Raw genomic sequence first — 16,456 nt, 5'->3', positions numbered from 1 at the left:
TCAGAGGAGGGGGGCTCAGGCCAGGGGGAGCTCGGGCCGGGCGGGGCGGGAGTCGCGGATCGCGGCCTCGATGCGGGTCCTCACGAGGGCGGGGCGCGCCAGGTCCGCCCGGGTGAGGCGGACGACGACGAACCCGAGACGGCGCAGCTCGTCCTCTCGGAGCTTCTCGTCGAAGTTGGCTCTCGCGGCGTCAGGATTCGTCTCGGGGTCGTACTTCACCTTCCCGTCGAACTCGACCAGGACGTTGGTGCCATCGAGGTGGAAGTCGGCGTAGAAGGACCGTCCGGGGTGCTCGCGCCGGGCGATCTCGAGCTGGGGAGTGAAGGCATAGCCCAGCCCTCGAAGCACGTGGGCGGTCAGCGTCTCGCCCGGCGACTCGTGTCTCGAGTCGCACCACGAGACGGCCGCCTTGGCACGTGTGACACCGCGGTGGCCGCGTAGGCTCCGAGCCGCCGCAGTGAGGGACTCGCTCGTCGTCAACCCCTTGCGCAGACAGTGGTCGGCGACGACCAGCATGCCGATCTGGCTGTGCAGCCCGACCTGGACGGCAGCCAGGCCGAGGTCGACCGTTTGGCCTCGGTGCTGCAGTCGCGGGTGCTCGACGAGCTCGTGGATGTGGACGCGGCTGAAGGCACGAAAGGGGCGTTCGGGGTCTCGCCACATGAGGTGCACCGTCCCCCAGTCGATGCCCTCGTCCGGCAGGTCCAGCACCGCCACAGCCGAGGCGTGGGAGGCCATCACCAGACCCGCGTACTCCTCGAGCAGGGCCGTCACACGCAGCCGGTGGCGGTGCTTGTCGCTGGTCGGCCGCTGCACGGAGTACCAGCCTCGATGGAGCGGGTGGCACTCGCCGCGCGCGACCAGACTCCGCAGCAGAGCGCCGCTGATCCCGCTCATGCGCGCTGCTGCGGCGGAGAAGACCCCGGAAGGAGCGAGATGGTGCAGGTTCATGGGCCCATCGTGGCGGCATACGCGATCTGCCTGCCAAGGGCCTGTGGACAACTCACCCCCCAACAGACCGAACGCGGCGTTCGGTCTCGAAAGCTCTGTTCTAACAGTGAGTTCGAGACCGAACGCCGCGTTCGGTGGGAGAGGTGGGGCCGAGGTGGGGCCGAGGTGGGGCCGAGGTGGGGCGAGGTGGGGCGAGGTCAGCGTTCGCTGAGGACCTCGGGGGCTGCTCGGCGGCCTTCCTCCTCCTCGCCCGTTGCCAGCTTGCTGTGGTGGCGGGAGTAGAGGAAGTAGATGAGGAAGCCCAGCAGCATCCAGATGACGAACCGGATCCACGTCTCGACCGAGAGGTTGAGCACGAGGTAGAAGCAGGCGGCCGCCGACAGCCACGGCACCACCGGGTTGCCGGGCACCTTGAACGAGCGCTTCAGGTCGGGGCGCCGCTTGCGCAGGATCGGGACGGCGAGCGAGACGAGCATGAAGGCGGTCAACGTGCCGATGTTGACCATCTCCTCGAGCTTGCCGATGGGGGTCAGCGAGGCGATGAGGGCGACGACGGTGCCTATGATGAGCGTGAGCCTGACCGGGGTGCTCGTGCGCGGGTTGGTCCGGCCCAGTCCGGCCGGGATCAGGCGGTCACGGCTCATCGCGAACGTGACGCGGGTCGCGCCGATGATGAGGGTCATGACCACTGTGGTGAGGCCGGCGACGGCGCCGGCCGAGATGAGCGTGGCGTAGCCCTCCTTGCCCACGGACTTGAACGCCGTGGCGAGCGCCGCATCGGGGTCGATGTCCTTGTAGTTCTGCATGCCGGTGATGACGAGCGTGACGGCGACGTAGAGCAGGGTGCAGATGGCGAGCGAGCCGAGGATGCCACGGGGCAGGTCAAGCTGCGGGTTCTTGGCCTCTTCGGCCGTCGTCGCGACGACGTCGAAGCCGATGTAGGCGAAGAAGACGATGGCGGCGCCGGCCATGATGCCCATGACGCCGTACGTCGCGGGAGTCATGCCGGTGATGACCTGGAGCAGCGGCGTCGTCAGGCCCTCTGCGGCCTTGCCCGGCTGGGACGGCGGGATGAACGGCGACCAGTTGTCGCGGTTGATGAACTGGATGCCCGCGAAGATGACGAAGAGCACGATGAAGAGCTTGACGCCGACGAGCACGAGGTTGACGCGCAGCGACTCCTTGATGCCCCAGGCGATGAGCAGCGTCAGGCCGGCGATGAGGAGGAAGGCCGGCAGGTCGAAGTGCGACCCCGGCCCGACCGATTCTGGCCAGGTCACTCCCAGCTGCTCCAGGAAGGTCACGAAGTACTGCGACCACCCCTGGGCGACGACGCTCGCCCCGAGCATGAGCTCGAGGAGCAGGTCCCAGCCGATGATCCACGCGACGAGCTCGCCGAGCGTCGCGTAGGAGAAGGTGTAGGCCGAACCGGAGACGGGAACCGTCGACGCGAACTCGGCGTAGCAGAGAGCGGCGAGGCCACAGACGATCGCACCGATGACGAACGAAAGTGCGATGGACGGACCGGCGTAGTCCTTGGCGGCTCTGCCGGTCAGCGTGAAGATGCCGGCGCCGATGATGACACCGATGCCGAAGACCGTGAGGTCAAGGGCGCTGAGTGTCCTCTTCAGCTTGTGGTCGGCCTCTTCGGACGAGGCCATCGAGGCCTCGACCGACTTGGTGCGGAACACGCTCATGCTGACCTCCGAGCGGTCGGTGACGGGCGGATCATCACAAACTAGCGGGGAGCGCGACCGCCTGCGAGTCCTGCCCGGGCGTCGTTGGCCGCGCGCCGCGGGGGATGCCGCGACTACCCAGTGGTACCCGCCCCGACCGGATTCCGCTCACTCGGAGGACGATCTTGCTGGATCTGCTCAGTCGTCGGAGCGCGGCCAGATCGGGCCGGTGTCAGCGCCGCGCCGGCGACGCTTGCGGTCGTCGCTCTCGTAGACGGTCTCGCTCTCGCCGGACGGCCGCTGGATCGGGACGGCCCGCGAGTAGGAGTCGAGACGGTCCTGGATCGGGTTGTGGGTGCGGTGGACGTCGGGATATGCCGTGCCGCCACCTGGGGCGATCGGGCTCACGGGCGGTATCTGACCACCGGGCTGCCCTGTGTCGTCAGGGAACTCGTCGTCGATCTCCTCGAAGTCCTCGTCGCCGGGTGGCGGGACGATGTGGAAGATCTCGGCGCAGATGTCGCGGTAGGTCTGGTCGGGGTTGGGCACCCACTTGACCTCGCGGAGGGCCTGGTCCTGGCCCGCGCTCTCGAGGACGAACTTGCCGTAGCCGAGGAACTGGCCGGGGATGGAGCGGACATAGCTCATGTCGGTGACCTTGAGCAACGGCATCATCGCGACCTTGTGGGAGATGAGACCGTAGCGCAGCAGCAGCCGCTTGTCGGTGGCCACGAACCAGTTGTGGCTCCAGTCGAGCAGGCACCACAGGAGGCGGGCGAGCAGCACGAAGAAGAGCCACCAGAAGATGGTGCCGACGGCCTGGGTGGCCTTGGTGACGTTGGAGTCGACCCACACGGCAGCGGTGAGTCCCAGGAGCATCGTCACGACAGGCTCGGCGAGCTTGCCCCAGTGCGCACGCACCGCGGTGACGAGTCGCTCGCCCGGGAGCAGGATCGGCGCCAGTCCCGCCGGCACCTCCGTGCTCCGCATCAAGGCCATGAGCTCAGTGTGCTCGCTTCAGCGGTTGAGCAAGGAGTTGAAGAACCTGAGGATCGCGTTGAAGCCGTCGACGAGGACACCCCAGATGTTGCTGACGATGTCGGCAGCCTTGTCGGGGGACGTGAACACGGCGTAGACGAAGAACGCGAGCACGATGATCAGGATGATCTTCTTGGCCTTGGGGCCCATGGTGTGTCGCTCCTTGGAGGGAAGGTGCTGGCGCTGCCCTGACAGCCCCACGGCACAGGGGTGGGACCAGTGTGCCGTACGTGACTGGTGGGGTGCGGCACCGGCGCCCGCGTGTCGGCTTGACCTCCACGTCGCCGCTATCCTCCACGAGTGTCGCGAACGCCAGCGTATGCCGCCGAGCTGCGCGCCGCTCTGAGCCGCGCCGCGCGTGGGGTCGACGGACGCGAGCTGACCCGGGCGACCGAGGCGCTCGTGTCGCGCTACCGGTCGGTCGCCCCTGCGTCGGCGCCGATCCTCGCCTCGCGGGTGCACGTCGCCGCGTATGCCGCCTACCGGATGCCGGCGACGCACGCGGCGCTGTCGCGGGTCATGGTCGACCTCGCCGACCGCGGTCTGGCGCCGCGCTCGATGCTCGACCTCGGCGGCGGCACGGGCGCGGCGGCGTGGGCTGCCGCGGGCGCCTTCGACTCGCTCGAGTCGATCACGGTGCTCGACCAGGTGGAGGACGCCCTGGCCCTTGGCCGTGACCTCGTCGCCGACGCGACGTCGCCCGCGCTGACGGGCGCGACGTTCCGGCGCGGTGTCGCCGGCGCCTGGCCCGAGCTCGACGCCGATCTCGTGACGGTGTCGTACGTGTTGAGCGAGCTCGACGAGACCCAGCAGGACGGGCTCGTCGCCGAGGCGATGCGCCGCGGCCGCGCCGTCGTCGTCGCCGAGCCGGGGACGCCCGACGGCTACGCCCGGGTGCTCCGCGTCCGAGCCGCTCTGCTCGCGGCCGGGTGGACCCTGCTCGGGCCGTGTCCGCACTCGATGGAATGCCCTCTCGCACCAGGGGACTGGTGCCACTTCGCGGCCCGGGTGAGCCGGTCCGCGGAGCATCGTCGGCTCAAGGGGGCGGAGCTGTCCTACGAGGACGAGAAGTTCTCGTGGGTCGCGGCCGCCGCTCCCGGCGTGCTGGAACCTCCGACCCCAGAGGAGATCTCGGGGCGCATCCTCCGACACCCGTTGAAGCGCAAGGGACTCGTCGAGTTCCAGGTCTGCCGGCCCGACGGGACCGCGGGTCGCGAGGTCGTCTCCAAGAAGTCGGGGGAGCGCTACCGCAGGGCGCGCGACGCCGAGTGGGGCGACGCGCTGCCCTGACCGGGCGGCATACGCAAGGGGTGTCGGCTCAGACGACGCCGTAGAGGCGGTCGCCGGCGTCACCGAGCCCGGGCACGATGTAGCCCTTCTCGTTGAGCTTCTCGTCGATGGTGCCGAGCACGACCTTGACGGGGATGTCGCTGTCGGCGAGCTCGTCCTCGAGGTGCTGGATGCCCTCGGGCGCGGCGAGCAGGCAGACGGCGGTGATGTCGCGGGCGCCCTTGGCCGTGAGGTAGTCGATCGCCATGACGAGCGTGCCGCCGGTGGCGAGCATCGGGTCGAGGATGAAGACCTGGCGTCCGGTGAGGTCGTCGGGCAGGCGGTTCGCGTAGGTCGAGACCTCGAGGGTCTCCTCGTTGCGGATCATGCCGAGGAATCCGACCTCGGCGCTCGGGAGCAGCTTGACCATGCCGTCGAGCATGCCGAGCCCCGCGCGCAGGATCGGGACGATGATCGGCTTGGGGTTGGAGAGCTTGATGCCGGTGGTCGGCGCGACCGGCGTCTCGATCTCGAACGGCTCGACACGGACGTCGCGCGTGGCCTCGTAGGCGAGCAGGGTGACGAGCTCCTCGGCGAGGCGCCGGAAGGTCGGGCTGTCGGTCCGCTTGTCGCGCAGGTAGGTCAGCTTGTGGGCGATGAGCGGGTGGTCTGCGACATGGACGTCCATGGGTGGAAACTTATCGCGTGGCGAAGAGATCCGAGACCCCCGGCAAGAGCTCCGTCCCGGCCCCGGAGACGTATGCCGCCTGGGTCGGCCAGGCGCTCGACCTCGCAGCCGCGACCGTCGGCTCGCAGGACGTCCCCGTCGGCGCGCTCGTCGTCGACGTCGCGGGCGATGTCGTGGGGCGTGGTCGCAACGTCCGCGAGGAGCTGGGTGACCCGACGGGCCACGCCGAGGTCGTCGCGTTGCGTGAGGCGGCGCAGGCGCTCGGCTCGTGGCGGCTGGACGGGTGCACGCTCGTCGTGACGCTCGAGCCGTGCGTCATGTGTGCCGGCGCGGCGATGGCGGCGCGGGTCGAGCGGGTCGTCTTCGGTGCCTGGGACCCCAAGGCGGGGGCGTGCGGATCGGTCTGGGACCTGACGCGGGACCCGCTCGCGACGCACGTCGTGGACGTCGTCGGGGGCGTCCGAGCGGAGGAGTCGGCGGCCCTGCTCGTCGATTTCTTCGAGGGCCGGAGGCTCGGGTAAGGTCTCTCCCGGTGGCGTGTCCGAGCGGCCTAAGGAGCACGCCTCGAAAGCGTGTGTGGGGGTAACTCCACCGTGGGTTCAAATCCCACCGCCACCGCCAGATGCAGAAGGACCCCCGACATGTTTTTTGTCGGGGGTCCTTCTGCATCTGCGGATGCACGGGGGATTCGGGAGGAGCGGGCGGTTGGGGGAGGAACGAACCCGCCCGCCCGCGACGGGTCACCGCAGCCGCCCGCGCACGCGCTCCCGTGCCAGTCGCGGCATCCGCGCTTCGAGACGTGTGCCCCCTCCTGCCGGGCTGGTCACGATCAAGCGTCCACCCATCGTCTCGATCCGATCGGTGAGGCCGAGCAGGCCTGATCCGGAGGGGTCCGCCCCACCGATCCCGTCGTCCTCGACGACCGCGGCGATCAGGTCCGGCCCAGCGGTGATGACCACCCTGCACCGGCTAGCACTGGCGTGCTTCGCCAGGTTGGTCATCGCCTCGGAGCAGAAGAAGAGCAACGCTCCCTCGATGGCGTCGGGAAGCCGTCCCACGTCGACGCGTACCTCCACGTGGAACGGAAAGTGCCCGGCCATGTCACGGACAGCCGCGTCGAGGCCGCCCTCGACGAGGGTCAGGGGGCGGACTCCACGGACGAAACTCGTCAGGTCGTCCTGCGCCCGCACGACCTCCGCACGTACCAGCGCGAGGTGTCGATTGCCCGAGAGGTCGGCAGCCCCAGCGTGGTCCAGGATATCGGCGACGCGGGCGAGTCGTCGTTGGGCCCCGCCGTCGAGCTCGTCGGCGATCCGTGCGCGCTCGTCGCCGACGGCCTCGACGATGCGTTGCCGGGACTGCGTGAGGTCGCCGACCCGGGAGCGGATGTCAGCGAGCATCTGCGCGTTGGTCATCGCGAGCCGGGCCGCCGTCGCCACGCCGCTGACGAGCCGGGGGTCCTCGAGCAGTGCCCGGTCGTGGACCAGCACGGCGACATGCCTCCCGTCGTCGTCGATCGGGGTGGCCGTGCGACCGCCGTCCTGCGCCGGCAGGTCGATCGGCTCACCCTGGTCATCGACGTAGGACGCCCGCTCCGGGATCCAGTAGCCGACCGTGAGCCCCGGGTCGCCCAGTGCTTGCTGCAGCCGTCCCGCCAGCCCGCTCGTGTCGGAGGTCCTGCCGAGGTCGGCCACGAGGTCGCTCAGGGTCGACTCGGTCCAGCGACCCCACCGCAGGTCGGCAGCCAGCACGACGACGGCGCCGGCGACCACACCGTCGTATGCCAGCAGGACGGGCACGTCGATGTTCCAGGCGAGTAGCTGGTTGAGAGCGCTCGTCACCAGCACGGCGGAGAACCCGAGGGCCGCCCACAGTGCCGGCCGCCCCGCTTTGCGGGCGGTGCCCGTGGTGCGCACGAAGACGTCGATCGCTGTCGCGGCGACCAAGAGCGCGAGTGAGAGGGTGAGCGCGGCTGTGGGCACGAACACCTCGATGATGCCCAGGACGTATGCCGCACCGACGACGACCACGACGTAGCGGCGCCTCGCGTGCCCGGTGGGATAGGTGAGGTGCAGCTGCACCAGCGGACCGCGGTGAAGGAAGACGGCTGCGGAGAAGACGTTGCCGACCAGCCACGTCGCGCCGACGAGCAGCATCAAATGGGCGACCCTGCCGGACCGCATCGATGCCAGGCCGGCGGAGATCACGACCACACCGACCAGGAGGTCGACGGCTTGGATGAACTGGCTCCCGGCCATGAGTCACCCGGTCAGCATGTCCAGCGCAGCGCCGCTGAGCTCGCTCTTGCCGACGAAGCCGCGAGCGCGGACGGCGGCGACGCGCGCTCCGTAGGATCTGCGGCTGCGAGTCGACGTCAGCACGACCGCACAGTGAGGCGCGCAGCCGGCAATGCGCTCGGACACCGCGAACCCGTCGACGTCGGGAAGGACGATGTCGAGCAGGACGACGTCGGGCTGCAGGCGGCCGACCAGCTCAGCACCCGAGGAACCGTCGGCGGCTTCTCCGACGACGTCGTAACCCTCCGCCTCGAGCAGCGCCCTGGCGCAGGCCCGGAAGCCGTCGTGGTCGTCGATGATCACGAGCGTAGGTGTCATGGCGCCCTCTTCACCAGGGTCCACGGGTGGCGGGTCCACAGGACCCGGCTCTCACACCGCCAGGATCCCACGGGTTTGAGCGTCAGGGTCTTGCCGACGAACGTGAAGGTAGCGGTCATGGGGCCGCGGCGGTCGGTGCCGGCCGGATAGTTCGCTGTGCTCCTGAGATCGGTCAGCTCGAAAGTGTTGCCGTGGACGCGGTAGCTGCCCACCCATCCCATGCGGGCGATCGCCGTACGGCTGACTTCGCTCTCGTGCTCCGTCACCACTCCGCCATCGAGAGTGAAGTTCAGATACCAGGTTCGGGGGTGGTCCTCCGGGACGAAGAGCTCCCTGTTGAGAAGGTATTCACCCAGCTGGCCGTCACAAAGGTGGCGATCTCCTGGAGACAGCACCGTCTCGTAGGTGCCGTCCGGAACCACTGACGCGCCCGGCTGAGCCGAGTCGGCTCGCCGGACCCAGGGCTTGGTCGTCCAGATGACAGTGTCCCCGCACGAACCACCGGTCATGTCGCTCAGTCGCAGCTCAGTCCCGTCGAAGGACCACTTCGCGTCGAGGGAGTTGATCCGGACATGGTCGTGCAGGCGGGAGTACACGCCGTTGTACGCGACCTCCTTGGGCGCCGTCTGACTGTCGACGCGCTGGCGAATGGTGACCTGGCCGCCACCCACCTCGAGCGAGAACCAGGACCTCCGGCCCGGCGTGCCCTGCCTCGGACCGCCCGGGCACTGCCATCGTGCATCGTTGTCGAGCACCATCTCGTAGGTTCCCTCGGGGAACGACCCGCGGCCTGAACCGGCTGCCGGCGTGGGACAGGCCGAAAGGTCCGGCCCCGCGGCGACGTCAGCTTTCAGGTTGGCGAGCCGGTCGAGCATGCCGGCGCTGCCCGGGTCGCCCGCGGCGATCTCGTCGTAGACCGGCTGGACGGCCTTGCGCAGGGCGGCGAGCTGAAGGTCCGACGAGGCCGGGAACGCAACACCCTGACCACACAGCTTGGCGACGGCGGAGACGTCCTCCGTCCTGGCTGCGTCGAGAGCCTCTGGGATCGCGGTCGTCGCGGCCGTGCGCAGGACCTCACGTTGGGCGTCGGTCAGCTCACGGTAGACCGCTTCGTTGAGGACCACGGTCATGGCTGCCGGCCAGAGGTTGACGTTCGCGGTGACGTACTTCGCCTCGAGTCCGTAGAAGCGGCCGAAGATGCTGTCGACCTGTTGCTCGTACGCGTCGAGCCCGGCGAGGGTTACTCCGGACGTCATACGTGTGAAGGTCGCCCCGAGTGCCTTCGCCGTGGCCTCCGGTATGTCGCCGCCCTGGACCCCGAGGTCGGCGCCCCAGAAGTCCACGGGCTCTCGGAACGGCCTGCGAACGCCGAGCACCTTGCGCATCGGACCAGGCAGGACGGCGACCGACACCAGGCCGTGCCCCTCGAGGCCGCGGGCCATCTCGAGCGGGATGCCCTCCGAGAAGATGCGATCCTGCACGTCGTGGCTGTCGACGAGCAGCGGGGCCAGCAACGGTTGGAACGAGGTCACGCCGATCAGGTCGAGCGACCGCACGCCGACCCAGGCACCCGGGACGCGACGGCGCGTCACGTCTTCGAGGGTGTTCTTCTCGAAACCGATCTCGCCCTGACGCCAGGCGTCGTTGAAGTGAAGGCGGAGGGACCCGTGCGACTGCGTGTTCACCTCTGCGGCATACGCCTGCACCTGCGCTGGAGCGGCTTGGTCGGGCTGGGCGATCTCCAGCATGGTCACCTTCTGGAGGCCTCGGCCACCGGCCCGGTCCGGTTCCGTCGTCGTGCATCCGGCAGCGACCACCGCCACGGCGGCCAGGAGCGCCCAGCTCGACCTGGTCACCACGCGACCGGCTCTCAGGACAGTCGGCATGGTCCCTGTGGTCGATGTCGTGTTCCGGGTCATGGTCGGCACGTCCCTTCGGTGCCTCAACGGTCCATTGTCTCGCTCCCACGCCAGTGTCGTCCGGTCAATCGGTCGAGCGAATCAGTGCCAACCCTGAGTCGCGAGGTGCATCTCGGGTGGACGCTGGGTGGCATGAGGGCTCGGCAGAGCGCCCGACAGACCTACCTCCCGGCCGCCGGGGGCGTCGCAGGCGGACACGCGCCACGCTGGGCGGGGTCCGTCGATCCCGCCCCGATCTACCGGTCCGTCGCGACCCTGGGCATGGTCGGGGGGCTCGCATGGCTCACGACACGCATCGTGGCCGCGTCGCCGGGCTTCTCGGACAGTGGCGAGTCGGTCCGGTCCGGGCTCGTCCTCTACTGCACCGTGGCATGGCTCACGGCCGTCGGCATCGTCCATCGGCTGTCCAGACCTGAGAACGCGTTCGGCCGGCGTCTCGTCCTCGTCGCGAGCCTGGTGCTGGTGACCGAGTGGGACATCCCGGGGGCCACGGCGGCCGGCGTTCTCTCCGTGGCGGTGTTCACGGTGGGTCTGGTTCTCGCGGTCGCCGTTCCGGTCGCCGTGACCTGGGCGATCCTCGCCTTTCCGTCCGGACGGGTGGACGCGCGAGCGGAGCGCTACCTGCTCGCGACGGGAGCACTCCTGTTCGTCGGTGCACTGGGACTCGTGCCCACGCTGTTCTTCGACCTACAGGCCCAAGGCTGCTCGGACTGCCCGACGAATCTGCTTCTGCTGCACGACGACCCGGACGTGGCCGCAACATCCTCGCGGCTCGCGATCGGTGCCTGCCTCGCGTGGACCATCGTCACGATGGTCGTCCTCGCCGTCGGCCTCGTGCGCATGAGTCCTGCGTCGCGACGGGCGCGCGGCGCGGTGGGGACGATCGGCGTCGTGTACCTCGGGGCGGTCGCGGCGCACCTCGGCCTGAGCCTGGATCGCGGCTTCGTGGAAGGTTCGGCGACGGACCACGGTCTCTGGTGGGCGCAGCTCGTGGGTCTGGCCGCACTGGCCTCCGCGGTGGAGTTCAGCCTGCTGCGATCACGATCCCTGCGCCGGGGTGTGACGGGCCTCGTCGTCGACCTGCACCGGGAGACCGCCGCAGGAGGTATGCGTGAGGCGCTGGCCACGTGGCTGCACGACCCGTCGCTCCTCGTGGGCTACCCCGTCGACGGCACCTACCGCGACGTCGACCTCGAGACGGTGGACGTGAGGGCCCCCGGACGAGCCACCAGCCGGCTCGCGAACGACGGCGACGAGATCGCTGTCCTGGTGCACCGTCCGGGGCTGTTCGACAACCCGGACGCGCTCCGGGAGGTCGTGACCGCGGCTCGTTTGGGGCTCGAGAACGAGCGGCTACGCGCTCTGGGTCTCGCCCAGGTGCGGGCCCTCGCCGAGTCGCGGGTCCGGATCATCGAGGCGGGCGACCGCGAGCGGCGCCGACTGGAACGCGACCTCCACGACGGCGCACAACAACGTCTCGTCGGTCTCCTGCTGGGTCTGCGCCTCCTGCGATCGAGCGTCGGCGAAGACCAGCACGACCTGGTCAGGACGGTGGACGCGGCGGAGGCAGAGGTCCAGCAGGCGGTGCGCGACCTCCGGGAGCTGGCCGCGGGGTTGTTCCCGAACGTCCTGGTGACCGAGGGGCTCGCCGGCGCGTGGGAGGCGCTGAGCGAAACACGGCCCCTGCAGGTCATGGCCGCCCCGGAGGGTCGGCTTCCGGCGGCGGTCGAGGCAACGGCATACGTCGTCGTCGCGACCGCCGCGGCACGGGGCCCCACGACGGTACGCGCGACAAGCGACGGGGGATGGCTCCGCGTCCGCGCGGACGTCGCGGACGTCGCGGACGCCAGCTGGGACCTCGCATTTCTCGAGGACCGGGTGGCCGCGATCGGCGGGCGCCTCGTGTCGACGCAGGTGGACGGAGGTGTCCGCATCGACCTGGCGCTGCCGCTGGCGTTGGACGCGTCGCCCGAGACGGAACCCGCCGATGGCGTGCGGACCTGAGCCGGCGACGTCGCCTCGCCTGCCGCTCCCAGGGTGGTCCCCAGGCCGGGGCGCACGTTCCGAGTCAACCGCGAGTCCTCGGGCGATGGCGCTGCCACACTGGCTGGGTGGCCAGGGCGACTGCTGAGGTCGGTGTCGGACTGGCCTCCGAGCGGAGGTTGCATGCGAGCCGTTGTTGCAGACGACACACTCTTGACGCGCGAAGGCGTCGTCGCACTGCTGCGTTCCGGCGGGGTCGATGTCGTCGGCCAGGCGGCCGACGCCTCGGCGCTCCTTCACCTGGTGCGAGCCCACCGTCCGGACGTCTGCGTCGTCGACATCCGCATGCCTCCGACGCATACCGACGAGGGCCTGGTCGCGGCCGCCGCCATCCGGTCCGAGTTCCCGGACATCGGCGTCCTGGTGCTGTCCCACTTCGTCGAGTCGGCATACGCGATGCGTCTCATCCAGGACCAGCCCGAAGGCATCGGTTACGTCCTCAAGGAGAGGGTCTACTCGGGCGACGTCCTCGTCGACAGCCTGCGGCGGGTGGCGGAGGCGGAGACGGTGATCGACCCGACGATCGTCGCGCGCCTGCTGCACAAGCACCGCGATGCCGACCCCCTCCACGAGCTCAGCGTGCGGGAGCGCGAGGTGCTTGCTCTCGTCGCTGAGGGCTTGACCAACCAAGGCATCAGCAGACGGCTGTTCATCACCGACCGCACGGTCGAGGCGCATGTCCGCCAGATCTTCACCAAGCTGGGGCTCGACGAGTCGCCGGAGAGCAACCGCCGCGTCCTGGCCGTTCTGACCTTCCTGCGCAGCGCCTGACGTCGAGATCAGGCCGTCAGCAGGAAGGGGTCGACCGGCTTGGGCGGAGGCCCGTCGAGGGTGCACTCCGCCGTCCGCGGTCACGCGCGCACCCACGGCGCTGGCGCCCTTCGAGGCCTTTGCGATGCCCGATGAGGGGAAACCCCAAGGCCGCGGCGCCCGGTTCGAGTGATTCTCCGAATGTGGGTCAGGGGTCTTGGAGGCGACTCTGGATGTGTTCGCACTTGTCCCCACATCGCTTGATCTGCAAGCGAACTCGTATCTCAGGAGAATGTCATGAACGCTCGCAGAGCTGTCTTCGCAGTCATCGCCTCCGGCCTGCTGGCACTGCCCGCTGCCGCTGCCGCTGCCGCCTCGCCGGTTCCGGATCCGCCATCGCGGAACGCTCCCGACATGGTGCAGGTGGCGATCGACGAGCTGACCGAGGCCTACGCACAGGCGGGGACGTCGGACAAGCCCAGCATCCACAACGAGATCGTCCTTTTGACCAACGTCGGTCACGCAGCGCTCTGAGCGATGCCGAGGAGCGTGGTGGATCGCCGGCACCCGGTGCCGGCGATCCACCACGGAACCGCGGATGCCTCCGCCGGCACGCTGCCTGTTCGCCCGGCCGGCGCGTCCCCCTGCGTTCCACGTCCCCACCCACACGAACCCCGGGTGTGCCGTCCGGTTGCATCGGCAGGGACGCGGGCTCAGGTGACCGGTGACCGGGGACGGGCGGCATACGCGAGCAGTGTCGGCAGCGGCCCCTCTTCCGTGAAGTCCTTGACGCGCCGCGATCGCAGCGCCCACGCTCGGAACGGCAGAGTGGGAGGGAGGCGCCGTGCGCGAGCTGCCGTCCGGGACGGTGACGATGCTGTTCTCCGACATCGAGGGCTCGACCCTGATGCTGAGCCGGCTGGGGCGCAGGTACACCGACGCGCTGGACGGGCACCGTGACGTGCTGCGCTCGGCGTGGTCGGCGCACGGAGGCACCGAGATGGGCACCGAGGGGGACAGCTTCTTCGTGGTGTTCCCGACGGCCGAGGGCGCCGTGAGGGCGGCTACCCAGGCCCAGCGCGGGCTCGAGAGCCACGGGTGGCCCGGCAACGAGAGGGTCCGCGTCCGCATGGGCATCCACACCGGGTCGCCACAGGTCCACGACGACGACTACGTGGGGATGGACGTGCACCGCGCGGCCCGCATCGCCTCGTCCGCCCACGGCGGGCAGGCGGTCCTGTCGTCCGTGGCCGCGGAGCTCGCTCGAGACGCCCTGCCCGACGGTGTCGGGCTGAGGGATCTCGGCCTCCACCGCCTCAAGGACATCCCGGAGCCGGAGCGGCTCTTCCAGCTCACCGTCGACGGCCTGCAGGTCGACTTCCCTGCGCTCCGGACGCTGGGCGCGGCCTCCCGCCTCCCGGTTCCGGCGACCCATCTGGTCGGACGTGAGCACGCGGTCGCGGACCTGGTCGACCTTGTCCGGTCGCCCGAGATCCGACTGGTCACGCTGAGCGGGCCGGGAGGCTCGGGCAAGACGCGCCTCGCGATCGAGGTGGCGAAGAAGCTCGTGACGGCCTTCCCCGACGGGGTCTTCTTCGTGCCCCTCGCGTCGGCGACCACACCGGAGGTGGCGTGGACGACGCTCGGTGACGTGCTCGAGGTGCCGCGGAGCAGCCGTCAGCCGCCGCGCGTGTTCGGGCAGGTCGCGAGCCGGGCTGCGCTCTTCGTCCTGGACAGTCTCGAGCAGCTCGTCGAGGCCGACGACGTCGTCTCGGAGCTGCTGGAGGCGGCGCCCCGCTCGGCGGTCGTGGCGACCTCGCGCCGGTCGCTGGCGGTGCCGGGGGAGCACCTCTACCCGGTGCCGCCCCTGGGTCTGCCGAGCCGATCGACCGTGGCAGCCGCCGAGGAGTCCCCGGCGGTGCAGCTGTTCCTGCAGCAGGCCCACAGCGTGCGCCCGGACTTCCGGCTGACGCCGGAGAACGTCGACGCGGTGGTCGCCATCTGCCGGCGCCTCGACGGGCTGCCCTTGGCCATCGAGCTGTCCGCCGCGCGGACCCGACTGCTCGGGCCGCAGGCGCTCCTGCGTCGGATCGACACGACGCTCGACCTCCCCTCGACGAGCAGGCAGGGGCCGTTGAGGCACCGGACACTGCGCGAGACCATCGCCTGGTCCTACGACCTGCTCCCCGAGAACGACCAGGCGTTCTTCCGGCGGCTCGGGGTGTTCGCCGGTGGGGCCGCCCTCGAGTCGGTGGCGGCGGTCGCGCTGCCCGCCGCGACGGGCGACCGCTCGGCAGATCCCCTGGACCTCGTCGCCGACCTCGTCGACGCCAGTCTCGTGATCGTGTCCGAGGCGCCCGACGGGGAGCCGCGCATCACCTTGCTCGAGACGATCCGGTCCTTCGCGTTGGCGGAGCTGCGCGGCACGGGCCAGCTCGACGAGGCGCGTTCGGCGCACGCCGCCCACCACCTCGACGTCGCCGAGCGGCTCAAGGTGACCCGTGACTCCGACCACCTGCTGGCTCTGGCCCAGGCGGATGCCGAGCTCGACAACTTCCGGGAGGCCCTGACCTGGGGTCTTCGCCACGGCGGGGCGACCGAGGGCGTCGACGTCACGGCGACGGCAACCGCCCTCCAGCTGGCGACCTCGCTCGGATGGCTCTGGTACACGGGCGGATACGTCCTCGAGGGATGCCGCTGGCTCGAGCTCGCCCTGGAGCGCGCCGGGGGCACGGCGTCCGGAGATGTCGCCGAGTGCCTCGGGGCCTACGCCAACCTCCTCATCGCCCGTGGGGAGCCCGACCGCGCCGCTGACGTCGCGTCGCGGAGCCTGACGATGGCCCGAGCAGTCGCGGACGAGGAGCGGGAGGCCTTCGCGATGGGGATCGTCGGGACGGCCCGGCTGCACCAGGGTGACGTCGACACCGCACGTCGGACGTTCGAGGACTCCCTGGTGCTGCACCGGCGGATCGGCAACCCGCTCAGGCTCACCCGCGCACTGGGCAACCTCGCCGGGGTGGAGGAGGAGCTCGGTCACTACGCACGGGCCGAGGAGCTGACGAACGAGGCCATCGAGATCGTCACCGCGGCCGGTGACGTGCACGAGGCCGCGGTCCAGGGCCAGAACCTCGCCCACCTGCTGGCGGCGAGCGGGCGCCCGGAGGAGGCCGCCCGGCTCGCCCGGTCGCTCGTCGACCGGATCGTGGGGCTGCGCAGCCCGAACCTCACGATGGCGTTCGCCGACACGTACATGAACATCCTCATCGGCCTGCGGGACCCGGTGCGTGCCGCGCACCTCATCGGTGCCGAGGAGGCCATGAGGGACCGCCTGTCGTTGCCGAACCCCTACCAGGAGGAGGAGCAGGCCGAGGCCTGGGCTGCCGTGGAGGGACTCATCTCCGCCGAGGACTGGGCGCGCGAGATCCGGACCGGCCGGGGGTCCTCGGTCGAGGACCTGCTCGTTGCGCTGGACGACGTCTGACCCGACGCCCCGGAGCGGCTCACCAC

14 protein-coding genes and 1 tRNA gene are annotated in these 16,456 nt (G+C 70.1%); 7 read left to right on the top strand and 8 right to left on the bottom strand.

Annotated elements, in window-relative coordinates; genetic code table 11:
• Positions 1 to 15: 15 nt before the first annotated feature.
• The 4 genes from ASH01_RS08475 to ASH01_RS23380 all read right to left on the bottom strand — a co-directional run bounded on the left by ASH01_RS08475 (position 16) and on the right by ASH01_RS23380 (position 3,815).
• Positions 16 to 951 carry a hypothetical protein gene (locus ASH01_RS08475; protein WP_056774201.1) on the bottom strand — a complete coding sequence of 312 codons (936 nt, stop codon included), beginning with the start codon at positions 949 to 951 and terminating at the stop codon, positions 16 to 18.
• Between the two features lie 197 nt (positions 952 to 1,148).
• Positions 1,149 to 2,648, bottom strand: a complete 1,500-nt coding sequence (locus tag ASH01_RS08470; protein WP_056774198.1) for an APC family permease — start codon at positions 2,646 to 2,648, stop codon at positions 1,149 to 1,151.
• Between the two features lie 177 nt (positions 2,649 to 2,825).
• Positions 2,826 to 3,626 carry a PH domain-containing protein gene (locus ASH01_RS08465; protein WP_056774195.1) on the bottom strand — a complete coding sequence of 267 codons (801 nt, stop codon included), beginning with the start codon at positions 3,624 to 3,626 and terminating at the stop codon, positions 2,826 to 2,828.
• Positions 3,627 to 3,644: 18 nt separating this feature from the next.
• A complete protein-coding gene (locus ASH01_RS23380; protein ID WP_200959120.1) occupies positions 3,645 to 3,815 on the bottom strand; it encodes a hypothetical protein in 171 nt (56 codons plus the stop codon).
• A 150-nt stretch (positions 3,816 to 3,965) separates the two neighbouring features.
• Between ASH01_RS23380 and ASH01_RS08460 the strand changes: the two genes are divergently transcribed.
• On the top strand, positions 3,966 to 4,955 hold the full coding sequence (locus ASH01_RS08460; protein WP_056774193.1) for a small ribosomal subunit Rsm22 family protein: 990 nt from the start codon (positions 3,966 to 3,968) through the stop codon (positions 4,953 to 4,955).
• 28 nt (positions 4,956 to 4,983) lie between these two features.
• Here the strand turns inward: ASH01_RS08460 and upp are convergent, their stop codons facing one another.
• Positions 4,984 to 5,622, bottom strand: a complete 639-nt coding sequence (gene upp / locus ASH01_RS08455) for a uracil phosphoribosyltransferase (protein WP_020143911.1) — start codon at positions 5,620 to 5,622, stop codon at positions 4,984 to 4,986.
• Between the two features lie 17 nt (positions 5,623 to 5,639).
• On the opposite strand from upp, the gene ASH01_RS08450 reads away from it, so the two are divergent.
• Together ASH01_RS08450 and ASH01_RS08445 are read left to right on the top strand one after the other, a co-directional pair.
• The gene (locus tag ASH01_RS08450; protein ID WP_056774190.1) at positions 5,640 to 6,143 is read left to right on the top strand and encodes a nucleoside deaminase; all 504 of its coding nucleotides are present in this window, start codon (positions 5,640 to 5,642) and stop codon (positions 6,141 to 6,143) included.
• 10 nt (positions 6,144 to 6,153) lie between these two features.
• A tRNA-Ser gene (locus tag ASH01_RS08445) sits at positions 6,154 to 6,243 on the top strand.
• 119 nt (positions 6,244 to 6,362) lie between these two features.
• On the opposite strand, the gene ASH01_RS08440 is transcribed toward ASH01_RS08445, so the two are convergent.
• The 3 genes from ASH01_RS08440 to ASH01_RS08430 are packed head-to-tail and all read right to left on the bottom strand — an operon-like array spanning position 6,363 to position 9,985.
• On the bottom strand, positions 6,363 to 7,880 hold the full coding sequence (locus ASH01_RS08440; protein WP_056774188.1) for a sensor histidine kinase: 1,518 nt from the start codon (positions 7,878 to 7,880) through the stop codon (positions 6,363 to 6,365).
• A 3-nt stretch (positions 7,881 to 7,883) separates the two neighbouring features.
• Entirely contained in the window at positions 7,884 to 8,237 is a 354-nt protein-coding gene (locus ASH01_RS08435) for a response regulator (protein WP_056774185.1), read from the bottom strand.
• A complete protein-coding gene (locus tag ASH01_RS08430; protein WP_162263871.1) occupies positions 8,234 to 9,985 on the bottom strand; it encodes a TRAP transporter substrate-binding protein in 1,752 nt (583 codons plus the stop codon). The genes ASH01_RS08435 and ASH01_RS08430 overlap by 4 nt, the downstream gene beginning before the upstream one ends.
• Positions 9,986 to 10,288: 303 nt before the next feature.
• Between ASH01_RS08430 and ASH01_RS08425 the strand changes: the two genes are divergently transcribed.
• The 4 genes from ASH01_RS08425 to ASH01_RS08415 all read left to right on the top strand — a co-directional run bounded on the left by ASH01_RS08425 (position 10,289) and on the right by ASH01_RS08415 (position 16,430).
• Positions 10,289 to 12,160, top strand: a complete 1,872-nt coding sequence (locus tag ASH01_RS08425) for a histidine kinase (protein ID WP_056774179.1) — start codon at positions 10,289 to 10,291, stop codon at positions 12,158 to 12,160.
• A gap of 162 nt (positions 12,161 to 12,322) precedes the next feature.
• A complete protein-coding gene (locus ASH01_RS08420; RefSeq protein ID WP_056774177.1) occupies positions 12,323 to 12,970 on the top strand; it encodes a response regulator transcription factor in 648 nt (215 codons plus the stop codon).
• 276 nt (positions 12,971 to 13,246) lie between these two features.
• A complete protein-coding gene (locus tag ASH01_RS22920) occupies positions 13,247 to 13,483 on the top strand; it encodes a hypothetical protein (protein WP_156415500.1) in 237 nt (78 codons plus the stop codon).
• Positions 13,484 to 13,793: 310 nt separating this feature from the next.
• Entirely contained in the window at positions 13,794 to 16,430 is a 2,637-nt protein-coding gene (locus tag ASH01_RS08415; RefSeq protein ID WP_056774174.1) for an ATP-binding protein, read from the top strand.
• Positions 16,431 to 16,456: the final 26 nt, after the last annotated feature.

The sequence above is a fragment of the Terrabacter sp. Soil811 genome (assembly GCF_001429655.1).
GTDB lineage: Bacteria > Actinomycetota > Actinomycetes > Actinomycetales > Dermatophilaceae > Terrabacter.
The sequence above is the reverse complement of the archived record's forward strand: the minus strand, read 5'-3'. Positions and strand labels throughout refer to the sequence as shown.